Origin of the sequence: Clostridium sp., assembly GCF_029267215.1 — a bacterium.
Lineage (GTDB): Bacteria > Bacillota > Clostridia > Clostridiales > Clostridiaceae > Sarcina.
In genome coordinates this window covers 56,666-74,102 of sequence record NZ_JARIDH010000068.1, presented here as the reverse complement: position 1 = coordinate 74,102, position 17,437 = coordinate 56,666, and the positions used below count along the sequence as shown (strand labels likewise).

The following is a 17,437-nucleotide window of genomic DNA, read 5'->3' as shown; positions in this document are numbered from 1 at the left end:
GCGTTCATCCTGAGCCAGGATCAAACTCTCAATTTAAAAGTTTAATCTATACTCATATTACTTGTTAAAAGAATTGCTGGTTTATGTTAATATCTTCTGTTTAATTTTCAAAGACCATTTCTTCATCGCCCTCAAGCGACTTCCTTAGTTTATCACCTCTTAGAAACATTGTCAACACTTTTTTTGAAATTTATTTAATGATTTGTTTCACTCATTAAATCCTCTCCAAAAATCATATTCATCTTTCTCGGCGACGTGTTTTATCTTATCATATATTGTAATCTAAAAAATATATTACATTAGTATTTTTTAAATTTATATTTATATTATTCATTCTTTCTAACTTTTTCTTTATTTTAATTGTATTGATACGCTAGGCTACGTTTTATCAGTTCATATAAATAACAAATTTATCTTTTTCATTCTAAAAAAACAAACTAGTATATTGTGTTTAAATCATACCTTCCTATTTTCATATTCCACCTCATGTAAAATAATTCTCTCTACTTACGCTTTCTAAGAATAGTCTTACTATAAACATCTTTTTATTAAAACTAACTTATTTTATCAATTATTTATTTTCTAATTTCTTCCTCCCCTTAAAGTATTATCTATATTATAAATACTTATAAACTTATCTTTAAGCTAACTTTTAGTTATATTTTAAAATAAGTTCATAAATATTAACATCTAGGTTTTAAAATAAGCTCTATTTTAAAATAGCGTTGATTTCATGTATAACTTTATATCATATTAATGAAGACTAATAGATCTACTAAAAATAAACATTAAAGTTTTATATAAAACTTTATATATCTCTTAATAAGAAACTTAGAGTTTCATTAATTATTGAATATTTATATCATTAATAATCAAAATTGTTTTATTAAAAGGGTGTTTGTTCACTTTAGTTATTATTTTGAAATGTTCAACATTAAAAATATAGGTTCAAAAGTTTAATTTTCACTTATAATTAAGTGATCCTAAAATAGTAAGTAACATATATAATCTATAAAAAATTTCTTTAAACTCTATATATAAAGAGATTAATTTTCTCATGCATTTGAAATATTCACAAGTTATAAACTTAAATTTAAAGATTTTAAAGGTATACAAACTTATATAAAATCAATTTAAATACTCACAATTTATAAGCTTAAATTTAGAGTTTCTTTTTAAATATTATTAATTTAATAAAAATTCCTAAATTAACCTTGAAATATAACTATATCTTTGTAATAACATTTATTAACATAAAACTCTTAACCTAAATATTTTACTGCAAAATATCTAAATGATAAAAATCTATATATTTTGCCCTAAATTCATTCAATATTTTGATTTTAATTTATTAGCTAATACAAAAGTAAAGTCTACGTAAATAGAAAAGGGCTATTATCAAACTAACTTTTCAATAAAATTTTCAAATAATATTTAAAAATTAACCTAGTTTTCAGAGTATTTGAAAATTTTATATTTATTTTTGATAAAGAGACCCTTATAAACACTTTGTATTAACTTATATTTAAAACATATTAAAAAACTAATATTGTAATATAATTATTAGAAATTTGTTTTCTCACACAACAAATGAATAAACTTCCTGTTATAGTTTGTCCTAATTATAAAACCCTGTCTTATATCTTCAACCTCATCTTTGATTAAGTAGTTTATCCTCACAATAAAATTATAAAATCTATAACTTTTCCAGAGAAATAGTAGTTCTTTTTAATTTTTGATAACTAAAATCATCAATAAATTTTATCTTTAACTGCAATTTTCATTTTTATATAAAATTATTACTAATATTAACTTTCTAATTCTTGTAATTCTTTTTCTTTTTCAAAATCACTTGCAGGAGTTACTTTTACTTTAACGTCATTAAATATTGATTTATTTATTATTTTAACTTTATCAATTTCACCTAAGTGTTCTCCTATATGTAATGTTATTTTATGAAGACCTTCATGAAGCTCTCTCATTATTTTTCCTCCATGAACTGGTGGTGCTGTCCAATGTCCACCATCTGGATTATATGAATTGTGACAAAGGTTTATCTTTCCACCATTAACTTCTATATAGTAAGTTCTCTCTCCTTTTTCACAATCTAAATCCATAGTAGCCTTATGTCTTTTTATTTGACCTGAAATTATATCATAATCATTTTCCTTTTCAATTGGTTCTGAATTATTATGATGATGTGATTTTTTGACACTATAATCAACTTCTATACTCTTAAATAAATTTTTATTTAAAATAGTAATCTTATCTTTTTCATCATGATTTTTCCCTACAGATATAGCATAAATTTCTTCTTTATTATGATCTAAATCTATGTATTCTAATTGTCCATTTAAAGGTTTAGCTGTCCATGAAGCTCCATCTGGATTATATGAAGTGTGTATAAGTCTTGCGCCTTTTCCTTTTATTCTTAACTTATATACATTCATTCCCTCTTCACTATTTAATTCTAAGCTTGATTTACCAAAGGCAAATTGTCCAACAAGTATTTTTTGTTTTTCATCATCTGTTGCAAAAACTTTTTCTTTCTTATTATATGTAGAAAGTGTTGTATGCTTAGGTAATTCTATTAAATGACTCTTACTAACTCCTATTTTTTGTGAACTATATATTCCAGTATGACCTGAGAAAACATAACTTATTGCACAAGCCATAAATAAATATACGGCTGCCTCAGAACCAAACATCTCTACTCCTAAAATAAATGAGGCTATTGGTGTGTTAGTTGCACCAGCAAATACTGCCGCAAGTCCTAAAGCTGCCAAGAATGATGGTGATAAATGTAATATTCCTGATAGTGTATTACCTAACGTAGAACCTACAACAAATAAAGGAGTAACTTCTCCTCCCTGATATCCAGCTCCCAATGTTATGGCTGTAAATACTAATTTTCCTAAGAAATCTAAAGGGGCAACATGAGAAGTAAATGCTTGTGATAATAATGGCAAACTTAATCCTAAATATTTTCTAGTTCCAACTATATATACTAAAATTATAACTACTAATCCACCAACAAAACTTTTTATTGCTGTATTTTCAAATCCCTTAGAAAATAATTCTTTTAATTTGTGAGTTAATTGACTAAATAACTTACTTGCTAATCCAAAACATATTGAAGCTATTATAACTTTTAAAACTACTAAAAAAGTAACCTCTGGAACCCCTAAAACTTTATAATGAGAATGATGTACTCCTAACATTTTTACAACTTCATTACCTACTACACTTGCAAAAAAACTTGGTATTAAAGCTTCATAACTCATTTTTCCTAATATGGCTACTTCTAATCCAAAAACAGTCCCAGCAAGTGGTGTTCCAAATATAGCAGCAAATCCACCACCAACACCTGCCATAAGCATTATTTTTGAATCCTCTTCATTAAGTTTAAATATTTTACCTATTGCCTCTGCAATACTTGCTCCAATCTGGACCCCTGTTCCTTCTCTACCTGCTGATCCACCAAAGAAGTGAGTTACAACAGTTCCAAAGAAAACTAAAGGAACCATGCGTAATGGAACATCTCCACAATAATCATTTATATTTTCAATAATTAAGTTATTACCCTTAACAGAATTTCTACCATATTTATAATATAAGAAGCTTACTAATGCTCCTCCAAGGGGTAATAAGAAAAGTAACCAACCATGTTCCATTCTATACTCTGTTGCCCACTCAAGACTTTTTAAGAAAAATGCTATTACTCCACCTATAAAAACACCTATTAAACTTCCTATAAGAACCCACTTTATAAATGTCTTTCCAAATAAAAGACTATTATTCTTGTTTTTTAAAACTTTATTTTTTTCTACCGACTTGTATGTCATCCAATTTCTCCTTCCAAAATTAAAATAATTTTTTGCATAAAAAAACTCCTACAAAATATAAACCTATGTTATGATTTATATTTTGTAGGAGTCATTAGCATAAAGCATTTAATGGCGAACTCCATCGCCCATAAAAATTACTTTAAAATAATAACATAATCAGCAGTGCTTGTCTACATTTTTTAATAGTTATTTTATTTTTATTATAATTTACATTTATATTTTCAAAAAATAAATATTTTTTAAGCTATAATTTTATTTAAATAAAATTATAGCTTGAAAACATTAAAATATTTATTGTTTTACAAATAAAATAAAAAATTTTATATAATTAAAATTATCTACTTTCTTATTTTTTTGATCTTCCATATATAAACAATGCTAATATTGAGAAGAAAATAGGTCCACCAATCATCCACAAAGTAGAATTCCAATCTCCATTTATTGCAGGTGATATTATTGTAAAAACATTTGCAAAGCCAACAACTAAAACAGTAACTACTGTTCCTATCAACGAAATACCTTTTCCTTTATATATTTCAAAAGGTTTCTCAATTTCTTTTTTGTTTTTAAATGAATAAAATGCTCCTGCTATAAACATATATGGTATTGTCATTGCTACGTTAGTCATAAGAACTAATTTAGAGAAGAACTTTGATGCTCCCTCTCCACCAAATGATACTAATAAAATTATAATAACAACAATTATACACTGAGCTATCATTGCATTTCTTGGAACTCCATCTTTAAGTTCTGCAATTTTCTTTGGCCAAATTGATTCTGGTGTTCCCTCTATTAACTGTCTTAATGGAGAATAAACTCCTGTAAAAAACGCACCTACTAATGCAAAGAACATTGAAAGCCCAACAAACCTAGAAATCCAAAGTCCTAATGTTAAGGAACTTGTTTCTCCTAAATTTAATGCTAAACCAAGTTGATACCCTAGATTTCTCATTAAAACATAGGCCACATTCCCCATATGAACAGTTTTAAAGGAAAGTGCTTCATTCCAATTAGTAAATACTCCACACATTAATATTCCTAAAGAATATCCAACAGCTATTACTGTGGCTGCCAATATAATTCCTTTTGGAAAGGTTTTTGTAGGATTTTCAGTTTCATCAACCAATCCTCCAACTACCTCAATTCCACCATAAGCAAATATAGCAAATACAGAAAATGAAAGAACTGATATCATACTTTCATATTCAGGGTTTGGTGAATTTAAAAAATCAGTTGCTGTCACAATAGGCTGTGATAATGTAAAATCATTTAATACAAATATTATAACTGCACCTAAAATTAATATTACGTTTAAAAGCATTACAAATATTCCTGCAGTACTTGTAACCCTCTTAATTTTATCAATTCCATTGGTTGCTATTAATGTTATTACTATTATTAGTATGCATCCTAAAACTCCTAAACTCTGAGTAGAATTTAAACCTAAGAATCCCCATGTGCTTGTTGTATCTTCTCCTGTAATTCCATTTGATAAAGGTATCCATATACTTGATGATATATTAACCATCCAAATTAAATATGCAGCATACCACATAAAAGTTCCTACAAAAGCATATTTTTCTCCAACTGATTTCTCCATCCATGAATATATACCACCTTTTTCACTTTTAAAAGCAGCACCATATTCTGCAATCATAAATGCAAAAGGAATTAAGAAAGCTATGGCAGCCAAAACATACCATAATATTGCACCATATCCCATTAAATAAAATGCTCTTGGCATATTTGCAAAGCCAAATACTGTGGTAAATATCATAAGAACTAATTGACTTAAATTTAATCTACCCTTTTTTTCACTCATAAAACCACTCCTCATCATAAGTTTTACTCTTGATAATTAGTTTTCCTAATTCTTCAATTATTTATTTAAGTAATATTTGGTATAAAAAAAAGAAGCCTTAAATCTAAAGACTTCCTTTTTGTTTAACTTATTTTCTTTTTAGATAATAATAAGTTTTAAGACTATTTTTTAGTACATACTAGTTAATATTCAATAAACTCTTAATTTCACTAACTTTTTTTCTATAAAATACCTACTAAAATTCTATACCTTTTATAACTTTTATTCCATTGTCAACCATAGAATTTAAAAATACATAATTCATAAATTCAGCTCTATGTATTTCATTATCAAATGTATCAACTAAATTTTTAGGAACAAATATTTCTCCTGGTTTATTTGCTCTATTAAAATCTGCTCTTAAGGTTATTGCTAGCTGATAAATGCATATATCAGTACAATCCCCAACTATTATTATATTCTCTGTATTTTCATCATCTAATTTAAACTTTTCTTCTAAAAATCCATTAGTAGAATTTTTCTTTATTACTTCTATTCCTTCTATATTAAGTTCATCAACAAGCTCCCATTCATCACTATTTTCCATACAGTGATTTGGATATGATTTTAACTCTCTTGAGTCTTCTGTGTGATAATCTGTAAATGCCTTAACACTAATTCCTTTATCTAAACACTTCTTTGCTAGTTGACTTATTGGATTAACTAAGTTTTCTATTCTAGAACTATATAAAAAACCCTTTTTAGCAAATCCCTTATTTATATCCACTATTAAAAGTAGTGTTTTTTCTGGATTCATATCATCTAGTAATACTGTTTCTAAATTTTCAAGCTTATTATAAATTACACTGATCATCTCAGTACTTTCTCTTAATAACAACTCTTTTCTGTTCATTTAATATCCCCCCTAAATCCAAAATCAATTTATTTATAAAAATTATTATCAACTTATATGAAAGTATTTTCAATAAATATTTGTAATATTAATAATTAATTAATAAATCACACATTTTTTTATTAAAAAGATTATCATTTTTAATAATTGATTAATTTATTTCAAAGAACTATAATCAAGTAGTAAAGTATTACAAGGAGGTGTTAAATTGAACAATTTTTTAAAAAACAATCGTCTATACTTTAAAATAATAATAGTAGTAATAATATCTTATATATCAATAAAACTTATAGATAATCTATCTAATGTTATATCTGTATTCCATTCTATTTCGACTATACTATCTCCTTTTATATTGGCATTTATTATTGCATACATATTAAATCCAATAGTGAATCTTTTTAATAAAAAATTTAAAATTTCAAGAGGAATAAGTATATTACTAACTTATCTACTATTTATTATTTTACTAGGCTTAGCAATAACCTATATTTTCCCTAGATTGTGTACAAGTTTAATAGATTTAATAGATAGTATTCCTGAATTCACAAGTTATATCCAACATTTATATGTTGAAGTAATATCTAAATTAAAAATACCTAAAGAAATGAATTCATACATACCTTTTAATACAGATAGTGGCAAAATAATTTCTTCTATTGGTTTTATGATTTCTTCTCTTTCAAATTGGCTACTTAATACTGCCATAAGTTTAACTAGTTCATTAATAAACTGGGTATTTGGATTCTTAATATCTATTTATGTTTTAATAGATAAAGACAAGTTTATTAAAATAAGCGGAAAATTAACTCGTATTATTTTTGGAAGAAAATTTGGAGATGGATTAATAGGATTTGTCAAAATACTAAATGATAAAATAGGAACTTATATAGGTATAAAAGCTCTTGACTCATTAATAATAGGAATACTTGCTTTTGTAGGATTAACCCTAATTAAATCTGATTACGTTCTATTATTATCAGTTGTAGTTGGTATAACTAATATGATTCCTTACTTTGGTCCATTTATAGGTATGATTGTAGGATTTTTCATAAACTTATTCTTAAGTCCAATGAAAGCAGTTTTTGTTCTAATATACCTTTTCTTACTTCAACAGTTTGATGCTTGGTACTTAGATCCAAAACTTATAGGAAACAAAGTTGGTCTTAGTCCATTTTTAGTAATACTTGGTGTTACTATTGGAGGAGCCATATATGGTCCTATTGGTATGATTTTGGGAAGTCCTGTGATGTCAGTAATTAAAATATATCTAACAAAACTTATAAAAAAATATGAATATAGAGCCCAATAAAAAAGGCATGTATCAAAATATAATAATAAAACTTACAAATATATTCCTAGAATTACTAGATTTCGCTAATAATTTAAATTCTAAAGCTCATCTAGATATTCTCTTCATATTATTTGTAAGTTTTATAAAAAGTTATTTTGATAAATGCTCTTTTAATTTATATATAAAAAGCAACTCCTAAACAAGCAGCAATTACAATTACTAAAATAGGATGAACCTTTTTAACAAGTATTAAAAACATACATATTGCCGCAATTAATAAAGATTTTATATCATGATAAGATTCCTTTGATAAACTTATGAAAGCATTTATAACTAAGGCTATTATTACTGGTTTCATACCAAGTAAAGCACCTTGTATTTTTTTATTTTCTTTAAATTTAGCTAATGTTTTACTAGCTATTATTACTAATATAAAAGCTACTAAAACAACTCCAACTGAAGCTATTAAACTTCCTGGTATTCCACAGACTTTATATCCAACAAAGGTAGCACTATTTATAGCTATAGGTCCTGGTGTCATTTGAGAAATTCCTATTACATCTAAGAACTCACTTTTACTAATCCAACCATACTTAGTTACAACTTCTCTTTCTATAAATGGAATCATGGCCATTCCACCACCAAAACTAAATGCACCAATTTTTAGAAAAGCTAAAAATACTTTTATTATAACCATCATTACTTATCACCTCTTCCATAATAAAGCACACCATATATTCCTCCAAAAATTATAACTAATATAGGATTCACATTAAAAAATGTTAATGCAACCACAGCTATAGCCATAACAATAATATTTATGGTAGTTTTTTTAAGTGATTTTGAAAGAGATAAAATTCCTGAAAAAATAAGCATTGGAACTGCTGATGATATTCCTATGAAAGCTAAATTAACAAAGTAATTATGTCTAAAATTCATAAAAAACATAGCTATTGAAAGTATTATTAATATTGAAGGAAGTGCAGTCCCTAATAAAGCTATAATAGCTCCTCTTAACTTACTTATCTTATAGCCTATAAATGTCGTACAATTGATTGACATAACTCCAGGTAAGCTTTGAGCAACAATTAAAGCATCCATAAACTCATCCTCTGTAAGCCATCCTTGCTTATTTACAACTTCTTGCTGTATCAAAGGAATCATTGCATATCCTCCACCAAAAGTAAAAGCTCCAATCTTAAAGAAAGACTTAAACATATTTAATTCTATATTCATACTCTCCTCCATAAAATAAAAATAAAGAGGTCTCTATGTTAAAAGAAACACTCTCTAAATATTCTAGCCTAAATTTATCTTCATTACAAATTCGCCCACAATAAAATTTTCACTTTTAGATTTCACAATTTTAAGTATTTAATCATACTTCTTCACTTAAATTGTGACAGATATATTATATCCATCCTCAGCTTCAAAATAAACACCTCTTATTTCAAGAATATTATTAATATTTATTTATATGATATTTATTTTAAAAATATAATTCAACTCTTGAATGCTTTTAGTTGATTTTGAATGATTATGATTGTATAATTAAATCATAAGCTTTAGGGAGGTAACAATGTTAAGTGAAAAAAGACATGAAATAATAATAAACTTATTAAAACTAAAAGGCTTTGTCAGTCTTACAGAATTGCTAGAAGTTACTGAAAGTTCTGAATCAACTATAAGAAGAGATCTTAGTTATCTTGAATCTATAAACATTTTAAAAAGGGTTCATGGAGGTGCTAAGGAATTAGAAAATGTCTCTAAAGAATTAAGTTACAACGAAAAATCATCCAAAAACATTCATGAAAAGAGAGCAATCGCAAAATATGCAGCATCTTTAATAAAAGATGGTGAATGTATTTTTATAGATGCAGGTACATCAACTTATGAATTAATCGATTACTTAGAAAATAAGGATATATTAGTTGTAAGTAATGGATTATCTCATATAGATACACTTATTCAAAAGAATATTAAATGCTACGTTATAGGTGGAAATGTAAAAATATCTACAAAAGCTATAACAGGATGTGATGCTTTGATGTGTTTATCAAAATTTAGATTTGATAAATGCTTCTTAGGGGCAAATGGTGTTCACCCTACATTTGGATTAACTACACCAGATACTGAAGAATCCATAATGAAAGAATGTGCTATAAAAAATTCAAGAAAAGCTTATGTTCTAGTTGATAATTCTAAATTTGGAGAAATATCAACAGTAAAATTTTCAAATATAGACAAATGTACTATTATAACCAATAAAAAACCAGAAGATAATACATATGAAGAAAAAACAGAAATAAAGGTGGTTGATATGTAATGATTTATACTCTAACTCTAAACCCTTCTATAGATTATGTTATAGAAGTACCAAATCTTGAACTTGGAATAGTAAATAGAACTTCTAAAGATATAAAATTTCCTGGAGGAAAAGGTATTAATGTATCTAGAATACTAAGTAGTCAATCTACTGAAAACATAGCTTTAGGATTTTTAGGAGGATTCACTGGTGAATTTATAGATAACAAACTTAAATCTTATGGAATAACAACTGATTTTATAAAAATTTCTGGAGATTCAAGAATAAATGTTAAAGTTAAATCTAATGAAGAAACAGAAATAAACGGAGCTGGCCCAAATATATCTAAAGAAAATTTGGATAATCTATTTGAAAAATTAGATAAATTAAAAGAAAACGATATATTAGTGCTTGCTGGAAGCATTCCTGCAACTCTACCAAAAGATTTATACCTACAAATTCAAAAAAGAGTTTGTAACAACAAAGTAAAAGTTGTGGTTGATACATCTGGAAAAGCTCTTTTAGAAGCTATAAAAAACAAACCATTTTTAATTAAACCAAACAATCATGAAATAGAAGAAATATTCAATGTAAAACTAAACTCTGAACAAGCTCTTATATCATATGGGAAAAAATTAGTTGAACTTGGATCAGAAAATGTAATAATCTCACTAGCAGGAGATGGTGCTCTATTAATAAATAAAAATGGAATTTTTAAAGGAAATGCTCCGAAAGGAGAAGTTAAAAACTCTGTTGGTGCAGGTGACTCGTTAGTCGGAGGATTTTTGGCAGAATACATAAAAACTAATGATATATTAATGTCATTCAAAAATGGAATAGCCTCTGGAAGTGCCAGTGCATTTTCACTTGATTTAGCTAATTACGATTTTGTAAAAGAACTTTTACCACTTATTCAAATAAATAAATACAAGGAGGATTAAATTATGAAAATTTCTCAATTATTAAGTATAGATACAATTAACCTTAACCTTTCAGCTATAAAAAAAGAGGAGGCAATAGACCAGTTAGTAGATGTTTTGGGGAATTCTGGAAAACTGACTGATAAATCTCTTTATAAAAAAGAAATTTTAAAAAGAGAAAGCCTTTCTTCAACAGGAATTGGAGAAGGAATAGCTATTCCTCATGCTAAAACTTCTGCAGTAAAAAAGGCATCTTTAGCTTTAGGAATCTGTAAAAACGGCTTAGATTATGATGCTATTGATGGAGAACCTGTTAATATAATTTTCATGATAGCAGCCCCAGAAGGTGCTAATAATGAGCATTTAGAAACTTTATCTAAGCTTTCTGTACTTCTTATGAATCCAGAATTTAAACTGGGTCTTTTAAATTCAAAAAAACCTAAAGATATACTAAATCATTTAGATAAATTTGAAGAAAAAGAAGTTGGAGAAGAAACTTCTAACTTAACAGAAAACGATTTAAATAAAAAATATATACTTGCTGTAACAGCCTGTCCTACTGGTATAGCTCATACTTATATGGCAGCAGACTCCCTTAATAAAACAGCAAAGGAAATGGGCTTAAATATAAAAGTAGAAACAAACGGCTCAACTGGTGTTAAAAACAAAATAACTGATGAAGATATTAAAAAAGCTGATGGAATAATAGTCGCAGCTGATAAGCAAGTAGATATGGCTAGATTTAATGGAAAAAAAGTAGTTATTGTACCTGTTGTACAAGCTATGAAAAGACCAACTGATCTTATTAATAAGGCATTAAACGATTCTACTCCAATTTATCATCATTTAGGAGATAAAACTAATTCTGAATCTAGTAAAACAGAAAGAAGAGGATTTTATAAACATTTAATGAATGGTGTTTCTAATATGTTACCTTTTGTAGTTGGTGGTGGTATATTAATAGCTATCTCATTCATGTTTGGCATTCACTCTGCAGAAATTGGTGATCCAACCTTTAATCCAATAGCTAAGCTTTTAAAAGATATAGGTGGCGAAAACGCTTTCTTTCTTATGATACCTGTCCTTGCTGGTTTTATAGGCTCAAGTATAGCTGATAGACCTGGTTTTGCCCCTGCTATGGTTGGTGGTTTAATTGCCTATAATAGCCATGCTGGATTCCTTGGTGGTTTAATCGCTGGATTTCTTGGTGGATATGTTGTTTTATTCTTAAAAAAATTATTTAGTAAATTACCTCAGTCTTTAGAAGGAATTAAACCTGTTTTACTTTATCCTTTATTCGGTATATTAATTACAGGAGCTTTAATGTATTTAGTAATAGTTGGACCTGTTACATCACTTAATAACTCAATAACAATATGGCTTAAAAATATGGGTACTGGAAACTTAGTAATAATGGGTATCGTTTTAGGTGGAATGATGGCTATAGATATGGGTGGTCCTATAAACAAAGCTGCTTTCACATTTGGTATAGCAATGATTTCATCTGATAATTATTATCCTCACGCAGCTATAATGGCTGGTGGTATGGTTCCTCCTCTAGCAACAGCTTTAGCTACTACTTTCTTTAAAAATAAATTTACTAAAGATGAAAGAGATGCTGGCTTAACTAACTATATTATGGGCGCAACATTCATAACAGAAGGTGCTATTCCATTCGCAGCCGCTGACCCATTTAGAGTTATCCCAGCTTGTGTTATTGGTTCAGCTTTAGCTGGTGGATTGTCAATGATATTCAAAATAGGATTACCAGCTCCTCATGGTGGAATCTTTGTAATTCCAATAGTAAAAGGAAATCCTTTCTTATATGTATTATCAATAGCAATAGGTTCAATTGTATCAGCTATTATAATAGGATTCTTAAAGAAACCTATCAACCAAAAAAACAACTAAAAAATAAATTTTAGATTTTAATACTTAGTTTTAAAAATAAAAAAACTCCCATTAAATTAGATTAAAATAAATTTCAAACTAATTTAATGGGAGTTTTATAATATATTAAATTATTATTTTTATTATAAAATAAATTTAAATATTTCTACTATTAAAGCCGCAATTGCAGCACTTATTGGGATTGTTAATATCCAAGCCCAAACTATACTTTTAGCAACTCCCCATTTTACTGCTTTAGGATTTTTAGAAGCACCAACACCCATTATTGAAGTTGTTATAATATGAGTTGTACTTACTGGTGCATGAAACATAGTTGCTATACCAATTACTCCAGCTGCCCCTGTCTGAGCCGCAAATCCATTAACTGGGTTTAATTTAGCAACTCCACTTCCCATTGTTTTAATGATTTTTTGTCCACCAATTGATGTTCCAGTAGCCATAGCAATGGCACATAATGCTATTACCCAAGTTGGAACTTCAAATGTTGATAAAAAACCACCACTTAAAAGTGCCATTGTAATTATACCCATTGATTTCTGAGCATCGTTTCCTCCATGATTTAAGGCCATTAAAGCTCCAGATAATACTTGCAACTTTGAAAATAATCTATTTACTGGGCCTGGTTTACATTTTCTTAAAATCCAGTTTAATGCAATCATAAAAAAGTAACCTACTACTAAACCTATAATTGGTGATAAAATAAGCCAAAGAATTACTTCATCAAAAAGTGTACTCCAACTTACTATATTAATGCTATGTGAATAGGCTATTCCTCCACCTATTAATGATCCTATTAAGGCATGTGATGAACTACTTGGAATTGCAAAATACCAAGTTATAAGATTCCATATTATTGCACCTAATATAACTGCTGCAATTACCCATAATGGAATCTTACTTTGATCTACAATTCCATCTCCCACAGTCTTTGCAACCTCTGTTCCTAAGAATGCACCAATAAAATTGAATATTGCACATAAGGCTATTGCTGCCTTAGGTGATAAGGCTCTAGTTGAGATTGATGTTGCAACCGCCGTTGCTGTGTCATGAAATCCATTTATAAAGTCAAAAGCTAGTGTTAAAAAAATTATAATGACTGTCACTGCGAAAGTACTAGACATACTTCATCACTACTCCCTCGACTATATTTGCAACTGACTCACAACTATCTAGAGTTAATTCAAGGAATTTATATATTTCTCTCCATTTTATTATTTCTAAAACTGGTGTTTTTCCATCCTCAGAAAATAATTCTGATATTATTTGTCTATAAAAAACATCACCTTTATTTTCTATTTTATTTATAGAAATAACCCTATCTGTTATGGCTCTATTATTCTTTTTCATATGCTTAAATTCTTCCATTAATAATACTAATTCTTTACTTGCATCTAAAATTAAGCTAGCTAAAACCTTAGCACCTTCTCTTGGAGTGTCTATGTTAAACATAGCGAATCTATGCATTGTGCTTTCTATTGCATCTAAAATGTCATCCATTCTTTTAGTTATTGAGAATAAATCTTCTCTATCTATTGGTGTTATAAAAGAATTGTTTAACTCTTCTATTAAATTATGTACTATAACATCACCGTTATGTTCTAATTCTTCAACCTTTGCAACATAGCTTGTCTTATTATCAAGATCATCTATTGATTGACTTAATATTAAAGCTGCTTTTTCTAAGTTTTTAGCCTCCTCAATAAACATGTTATAAAATTTATCGTCTGTAGGATTTAAATTAAACATTTCCTTTTTTCATCTCCTAATTCTTTTGTTAATTTTATCAAACAAATTTAGTATATCACAATAATTTTTTATTTTTAACAAAGTATCAATTAATTAACTTACACTTAACACAATAGGTATTTTTTTCTATTTATTTTATATATTTTTTAATATAATATTTTTATTATTAAAAATTATTTTTATTTCTTAACATTTAAAGAATATTATTTTAACTATCTATTAACCAACTTAACATTCTTAATTAAAACAATAAAATATTTCAACATATTTTTAAAATTTTTATATAATTGTTTTAACTTAGTAATCTTTTAGCTTCTAAAATACGCTGAAGGATTGTTATTAAAATAATAACTGAAAATAAATTTGTTAATATATTTAGGTGGCTTGTAGAAAATAAAATCATAAGCGAAAAAAATATAAATCCCTCTGACCTTTCAGCTACTCCTGCCTGATATCTAAATGATTTAACTCCATTATTTTTTGCTAAAGCACCTACAGTTAAAAATATGGTCATAGATATTAATATTGTCATGGTTAAAAATAATAATGATAATCTACTTTCTGGAAATTTAAATGCTAAAACTAAAATTATACCTAGTTCAACAATTCTATCAAAAGTTATATCTAAAAGAGTTCCCCACGAACTACTTATTCCATTCATTCTAGCCATTGCACCATCTACCGAATCTAAATAACCTGAAATCCATAGCATAATAATTGCTAAAATCATCTTATCAAAATAAATTAAAATAGAACTTATAACTCCTAAGAGTAAAGCTAATACCGTAATATGATTTGGCTTCAAATTTAGTTTAGAAAATAATTTTGCCCCTAAATCAATTAAAGGATTAACATACTTTCTTCCATAAGTATCTAACATTAAACTTCTCTCCTAACTTTATTAGCTAACTTTATTCTATTTATCCATTGATTAAATGTATTAACTTCTTTTTGATTTATTCTTTTCCTCTTAATAAATTCCTCATTAAAAAGTAAATCTAGTATATGTACTACATTTTTCCCTGATCCTTTGAAAGTATTAACACAGGATTCACAATAAGAAATAATGTTTTTACATTCTGTTGAATTAGCTCTTTTATTTCTTTGCTTTTCCCATAACTCCTTATTAGTAACACCTACCATGCCACCACTTCCACAACATTCTGTTCTACTTCTATTTTTTTCAAACTCTCTAAAATTTATACCTATTTCATTTAATATAATTCTAACAGCTTCATGTATTTGTTTTTCTTGTTTTATAGTACAAGGGTCATGAAGTGCAAATTCTTCTTTTAAATCTGAATAAATATTTTTCACTCCATCTGGTACTCCCTCTTCACTTATTATTTCCCAAAGAGTTAAAACCTTTATATCTTTAAAGTTTTCCTTAAATGTCTTATAACAATTCTCACAAGCTACTATAACTTCACTTACTCCTTTATTATTTAAGTAATCCTCAATTTCTTTTATATTCCTATTAAATAGGTTTAAATCCCCTATATCCTTTGAAGGTTTTCCACAACATTTAATTACTATTTCTGTTTCTCCTAATTTTTCATTTAAATATTCTTTAACCTTAAATATAATTTCATTATCATATCCACTTAAACTACATCCAGGCATAAATACTCTTTTTATATTTTTAGCATTATTTTTACTTGTTAAAACTTTAGAAAAACTACCTTTTTGATGATTTTCAACAACTCTTAATTTAAAAAATTTCCTAGTATTTTTCAAATCAGTACTATATTTTTTTATTCTAAAGTTTAGAAACATACTTTTTAAATCTATATCCTTAGGACATACTTCTGTACAAGCATTACAAAGCATACAAGAATAAGAAATTTTACTAAAATCAATCTTATTTTCACTTATCTCATTCATAATATTCTTAGGACTATTTCCAAAAGAATCCATCATAGGACATACTTTATAACAAGCTTTGCAATCAATACATTTTTCTAAGTTTTCCTTTAAATCACTGCTTTTCATTTTTTCCTCTTTTCTCATTCCATACCTTTTTACCAACATAAATTGCAATACTTAAAGCAAAAAGTATTAAAAGTCCACTCATTAATAATTTTGCCCCCCCAGTAAACATGCCTCCTACATAAGAATAAACAATTGTTGCAGGTAACTGTCCAATTCCTGTTGCTATGAAAAATGACCAAAAACTCATAGATGTCAAGCCTGCTGCATAACTTACAATATCAAAGGATATAAATGGTAATAATCTTGCTATCAATATTGTATGTTTTCCATACTTTTCAAAGAATTCATCTATATTGTTTAAATCAAACTTACTTGTAAGCTTTTCAACACCTTCTCTTCCTAAACCTCTTGCAATAAAGAAGCATAAAGCTGCCCCTGCCATTGCACTACTCCATGATAATAAAGCACCCTTAACCCATCCAAAAATAGCAGCATTACTTAATGTAATTAAAAATGCTGGTATTGGAGCTATTACTGATTGAAGTATCATTAGTAAAAAAGAAGTTATTGGTGCCCATATTCCAAAGGATAATATGTACTCTTTTATCATCTCTAAGTTCATACTACTTAAATAAAATATCATTTGATTTATCTTTATATTTACAATAGGTACAAATAAATATATCAAAAGCATAGCTAATAAAAAAGCCAAAGTCATAACCCAATTTTTTTTACATTTCACCCTAATATTCCTCCTATTAATTATT

The 17,437-nt window shown here is 27.3% G+C and carries 13 protein-coding genes, 1 pseudogene and 1 riboswitch; of the genes and pseudogenes, 4 read left to right on the top strand and 10 right to left on the bottom strand.

Annotation, left to right across the window (positions count from 1 at the left end; all coding sequences use genetic code 11):
* Positions 1 to 2,537 precede the first annotated feature (2,537 nt).
* The 3 genes and pseudogenes from Q1K13_RS13055 to Q1K13_RS11525 form a co-directional block, all read right to left on the bottom strand.
* Positions 2,538 to 3,845 (bottom strand): annotated as a pseudogene (locus Q1K13_RS13055) (voltage-gated chloride channel family protein); the annotation flags it as partial.
* 78 nt (positions 3,846 to 3,923) lie between these two features.
* Positions 3,924 to 3,983, bottom strand: a riboswitch (Fluoride riboswitch).
* A gap of 211 nt (positions 3,984 to 4,194) precedes the next feature.
* Entirely contained in the window at positions 4,195 to 5,670 is a 1,476-nt protein-coding gene (gene yjeM, locus Q1K13_RS11530; protein WP_300350998.1) for a glutamate/gamma-aminobutyrate family transporter YjeM, read from the bottom strand.
* Between the two features lie 235 nt (positions 5,671 to 5,905).
* On the bottom strand, positions 5,906 to 6,562 hold the full coding sequence (locus tag Q1K13_RS11525) for a cysteine hydrolase family protein (RefSeq protein WP_300350995.1): 657 nt from the start codon (positions 6,560 to 6,562) through the stop codon (positions 5,906 to 5,908).
* 208 nt (positions 6,563 to 6,770) lie between these two features.
* Between Q1K13_RS11525 and Q1K13_RS11520 the strand changes: the two genes are divergently transcribed.
* On the top strand, positions 6,771 to 7,874 hold the full coding sequence (locus Q1K13_RS11520) for an AI-2E family transporter (protein WP_300350993.1): 1,104 nt from the start codon (positions 6,771 to 6,773) through the stop codon (positions 7,872 to 7,874).
* Positions 7,875 to 8,031: 157 nt separating this feature from the next.
* Here the strand turns inward: Q1K13_RS11520 and Q1K13_RS11515 are convergent, their stop codons facing one another.
* Both Q1K13_RS11515 and Q1K13_RS11510 read right to left on the bottom strand, forming a co-directional pair.
* Positions 8,032 to 8,556, bottom strand: a complete 525-nt coding sequence (locus Q1K13_RS11515; RefSeq protein ID WP_300350990.1) for a chromate transporter — start codon at positions 8,554 to 8,556, stop codon at positions 8,032 to 8,034.
* The gene (locus tag Q1K13_RS11510; protein WP_300350987.1) at positions 8,556 to 9,092 is read right to left on the bottom strand and encodes a chromate transporter; all 537 of its coding nucleotides are present in this window, start codon (positions 9,090 to 9,092) and stop codon (positions 8,556 to 8,558) included. The genes Q1K13_RS11515 and Q1K13_RS11510 overlap by 1 nt, the downstream gene beginning before the upstream one ends.
* Before the next feature lie 343 nt (positions 9,093 to 9,435).
* Between Q1K13_RS11510 and Q1K13_RS11505 the strand changes: the two genes are divergently transcribed.
* The 3 genes from Q1K13_RS11505 to Q1K13_RS11495 are packed head-to-tail and all read left to right on the top strand — an operon-like array spanning position 9,436 to position 12,992.
* Positions 9,436 to 10,182: a DeoR/GlpR family DNA-binding transcription regulator gene (locus tag Q1K13_RS11505; RefSeq protein WP_300350984.1), complete on the top strand. Its 747-nt coding sequence runs from the start codon at positions 9,436 to 9,438 to the stop codon at positions 10,180 to 10,182.
* Positions 10,182 to 11,102, top strand: coding sequence for a 1-phosphofructokinase (pfkB, locus tag Q1K13_RS11500; RefSeq protein WP_300350982.1), 921 nt, complete (start codon positions 10,182 to 10,184; stop codon positions 11,100 to 11,102). Before Q1K13_RS11505 ends, pfkB begins: the two co-directional genes overlap by 1 nt.
* 3 nt (positions 11,103 to 11,105) lie before the next feature.
* Positions 11,106 to 12,992 (top strand): PTS fructose transporter subunit IIABC, encoded by a 1,887-nt coding sequence (locus tag Q1K13_RS11495; RefSeq protein WP_300350980.1) that lies wholly within the window; start codon positions 11,106 to 11,108, stop codon positions 12,990 to 12,992.
* A 122-nt stretch (positions 12,993 to 13,114) separates the two neighbouring features.
* Here the strand turns inward: Q1K13_RS11495 and Q1K13_RS11490 are convergent, their stop codons facing one another.
* The 5 genes from Q1K13_RS11490 to Q1K13_RS11470 form a co-directional block, all read right to left on the bottom strand.
* Positions 13,115 to 14,113, bottom strand: a complete 999-nt coding sequence (locus tag Q1K13_RS11490) for an inorganic phosphate transporter (RefSeq protein WP_300350977.1) — start codon at positions 14,111 to 14,113, stop codon at positions 13,115 to 13,117.
* On the bottom strand, positions 14,106 to 14,738 hold the full coding sequence (locus Q1K13_RS11485; RefSeq protein ID WP_300350974.1) for a DUF47 domain-containing protein: 633 nt from the start codon (positions 14,736 to 14,738) through the stop codon (positions 14,106 to 14,108). Before Q1K13_RS11485 ends, Q1K13_RS11490 begins: the two co-directional genes overlap by 8 nt.
* A gap of 292 nt (positions 14,739 to 15,030) precedes the next feature.
* Positions 15,031 to 15,618: a CDP-alcohol phosphatidyltransferase family protein gene (locus Q1K13_RS11480; protein ID WP_300350972.1), complete on the bottom strand. Its 588-nt coding sequence runs from the start codon at positions 15,616 to 15,618 to the stop codon at positions 15,031 to 15,033.
* Positions 15,618 to 16,730 carry a (Fe-S)-binding protein gene (locus Q1K13_RS11475; protein ID WP_300350970.1) on the bottom strand — a complete coding sequence of 371 codons (1,113 nt, stop codon included), beginning with the start codon at positions 16,728 to 16,730 and terminating at the stop codon, positions 15,618 to 15,620. The genes Q1K13_RS11480 and Q1K13_RS11475 overlap by 1 nt, the downstream gene beginning before the upstream one ends.
* The gene (locus Q1K13_RS11470; protein ID WP_498038047.1) at positions 16,717 to 17,388 is read right to left on the bottom strand and encodes a TVP38/TMEM64 family protein; all 672 of its coding nucleotides are present in this window, start codon (positions 17,386 to 17,388) and stop codon (positions 16,717 to 16,719) included. The genes Q1K13_RS11475 and Q1K13_RS11470 overlap by 14 nt, the downstream gene beginning before the upstream one ends.
* Between the last annotated feature and the right edge of the window lie 49 nt (positions 17,389 to 17,437).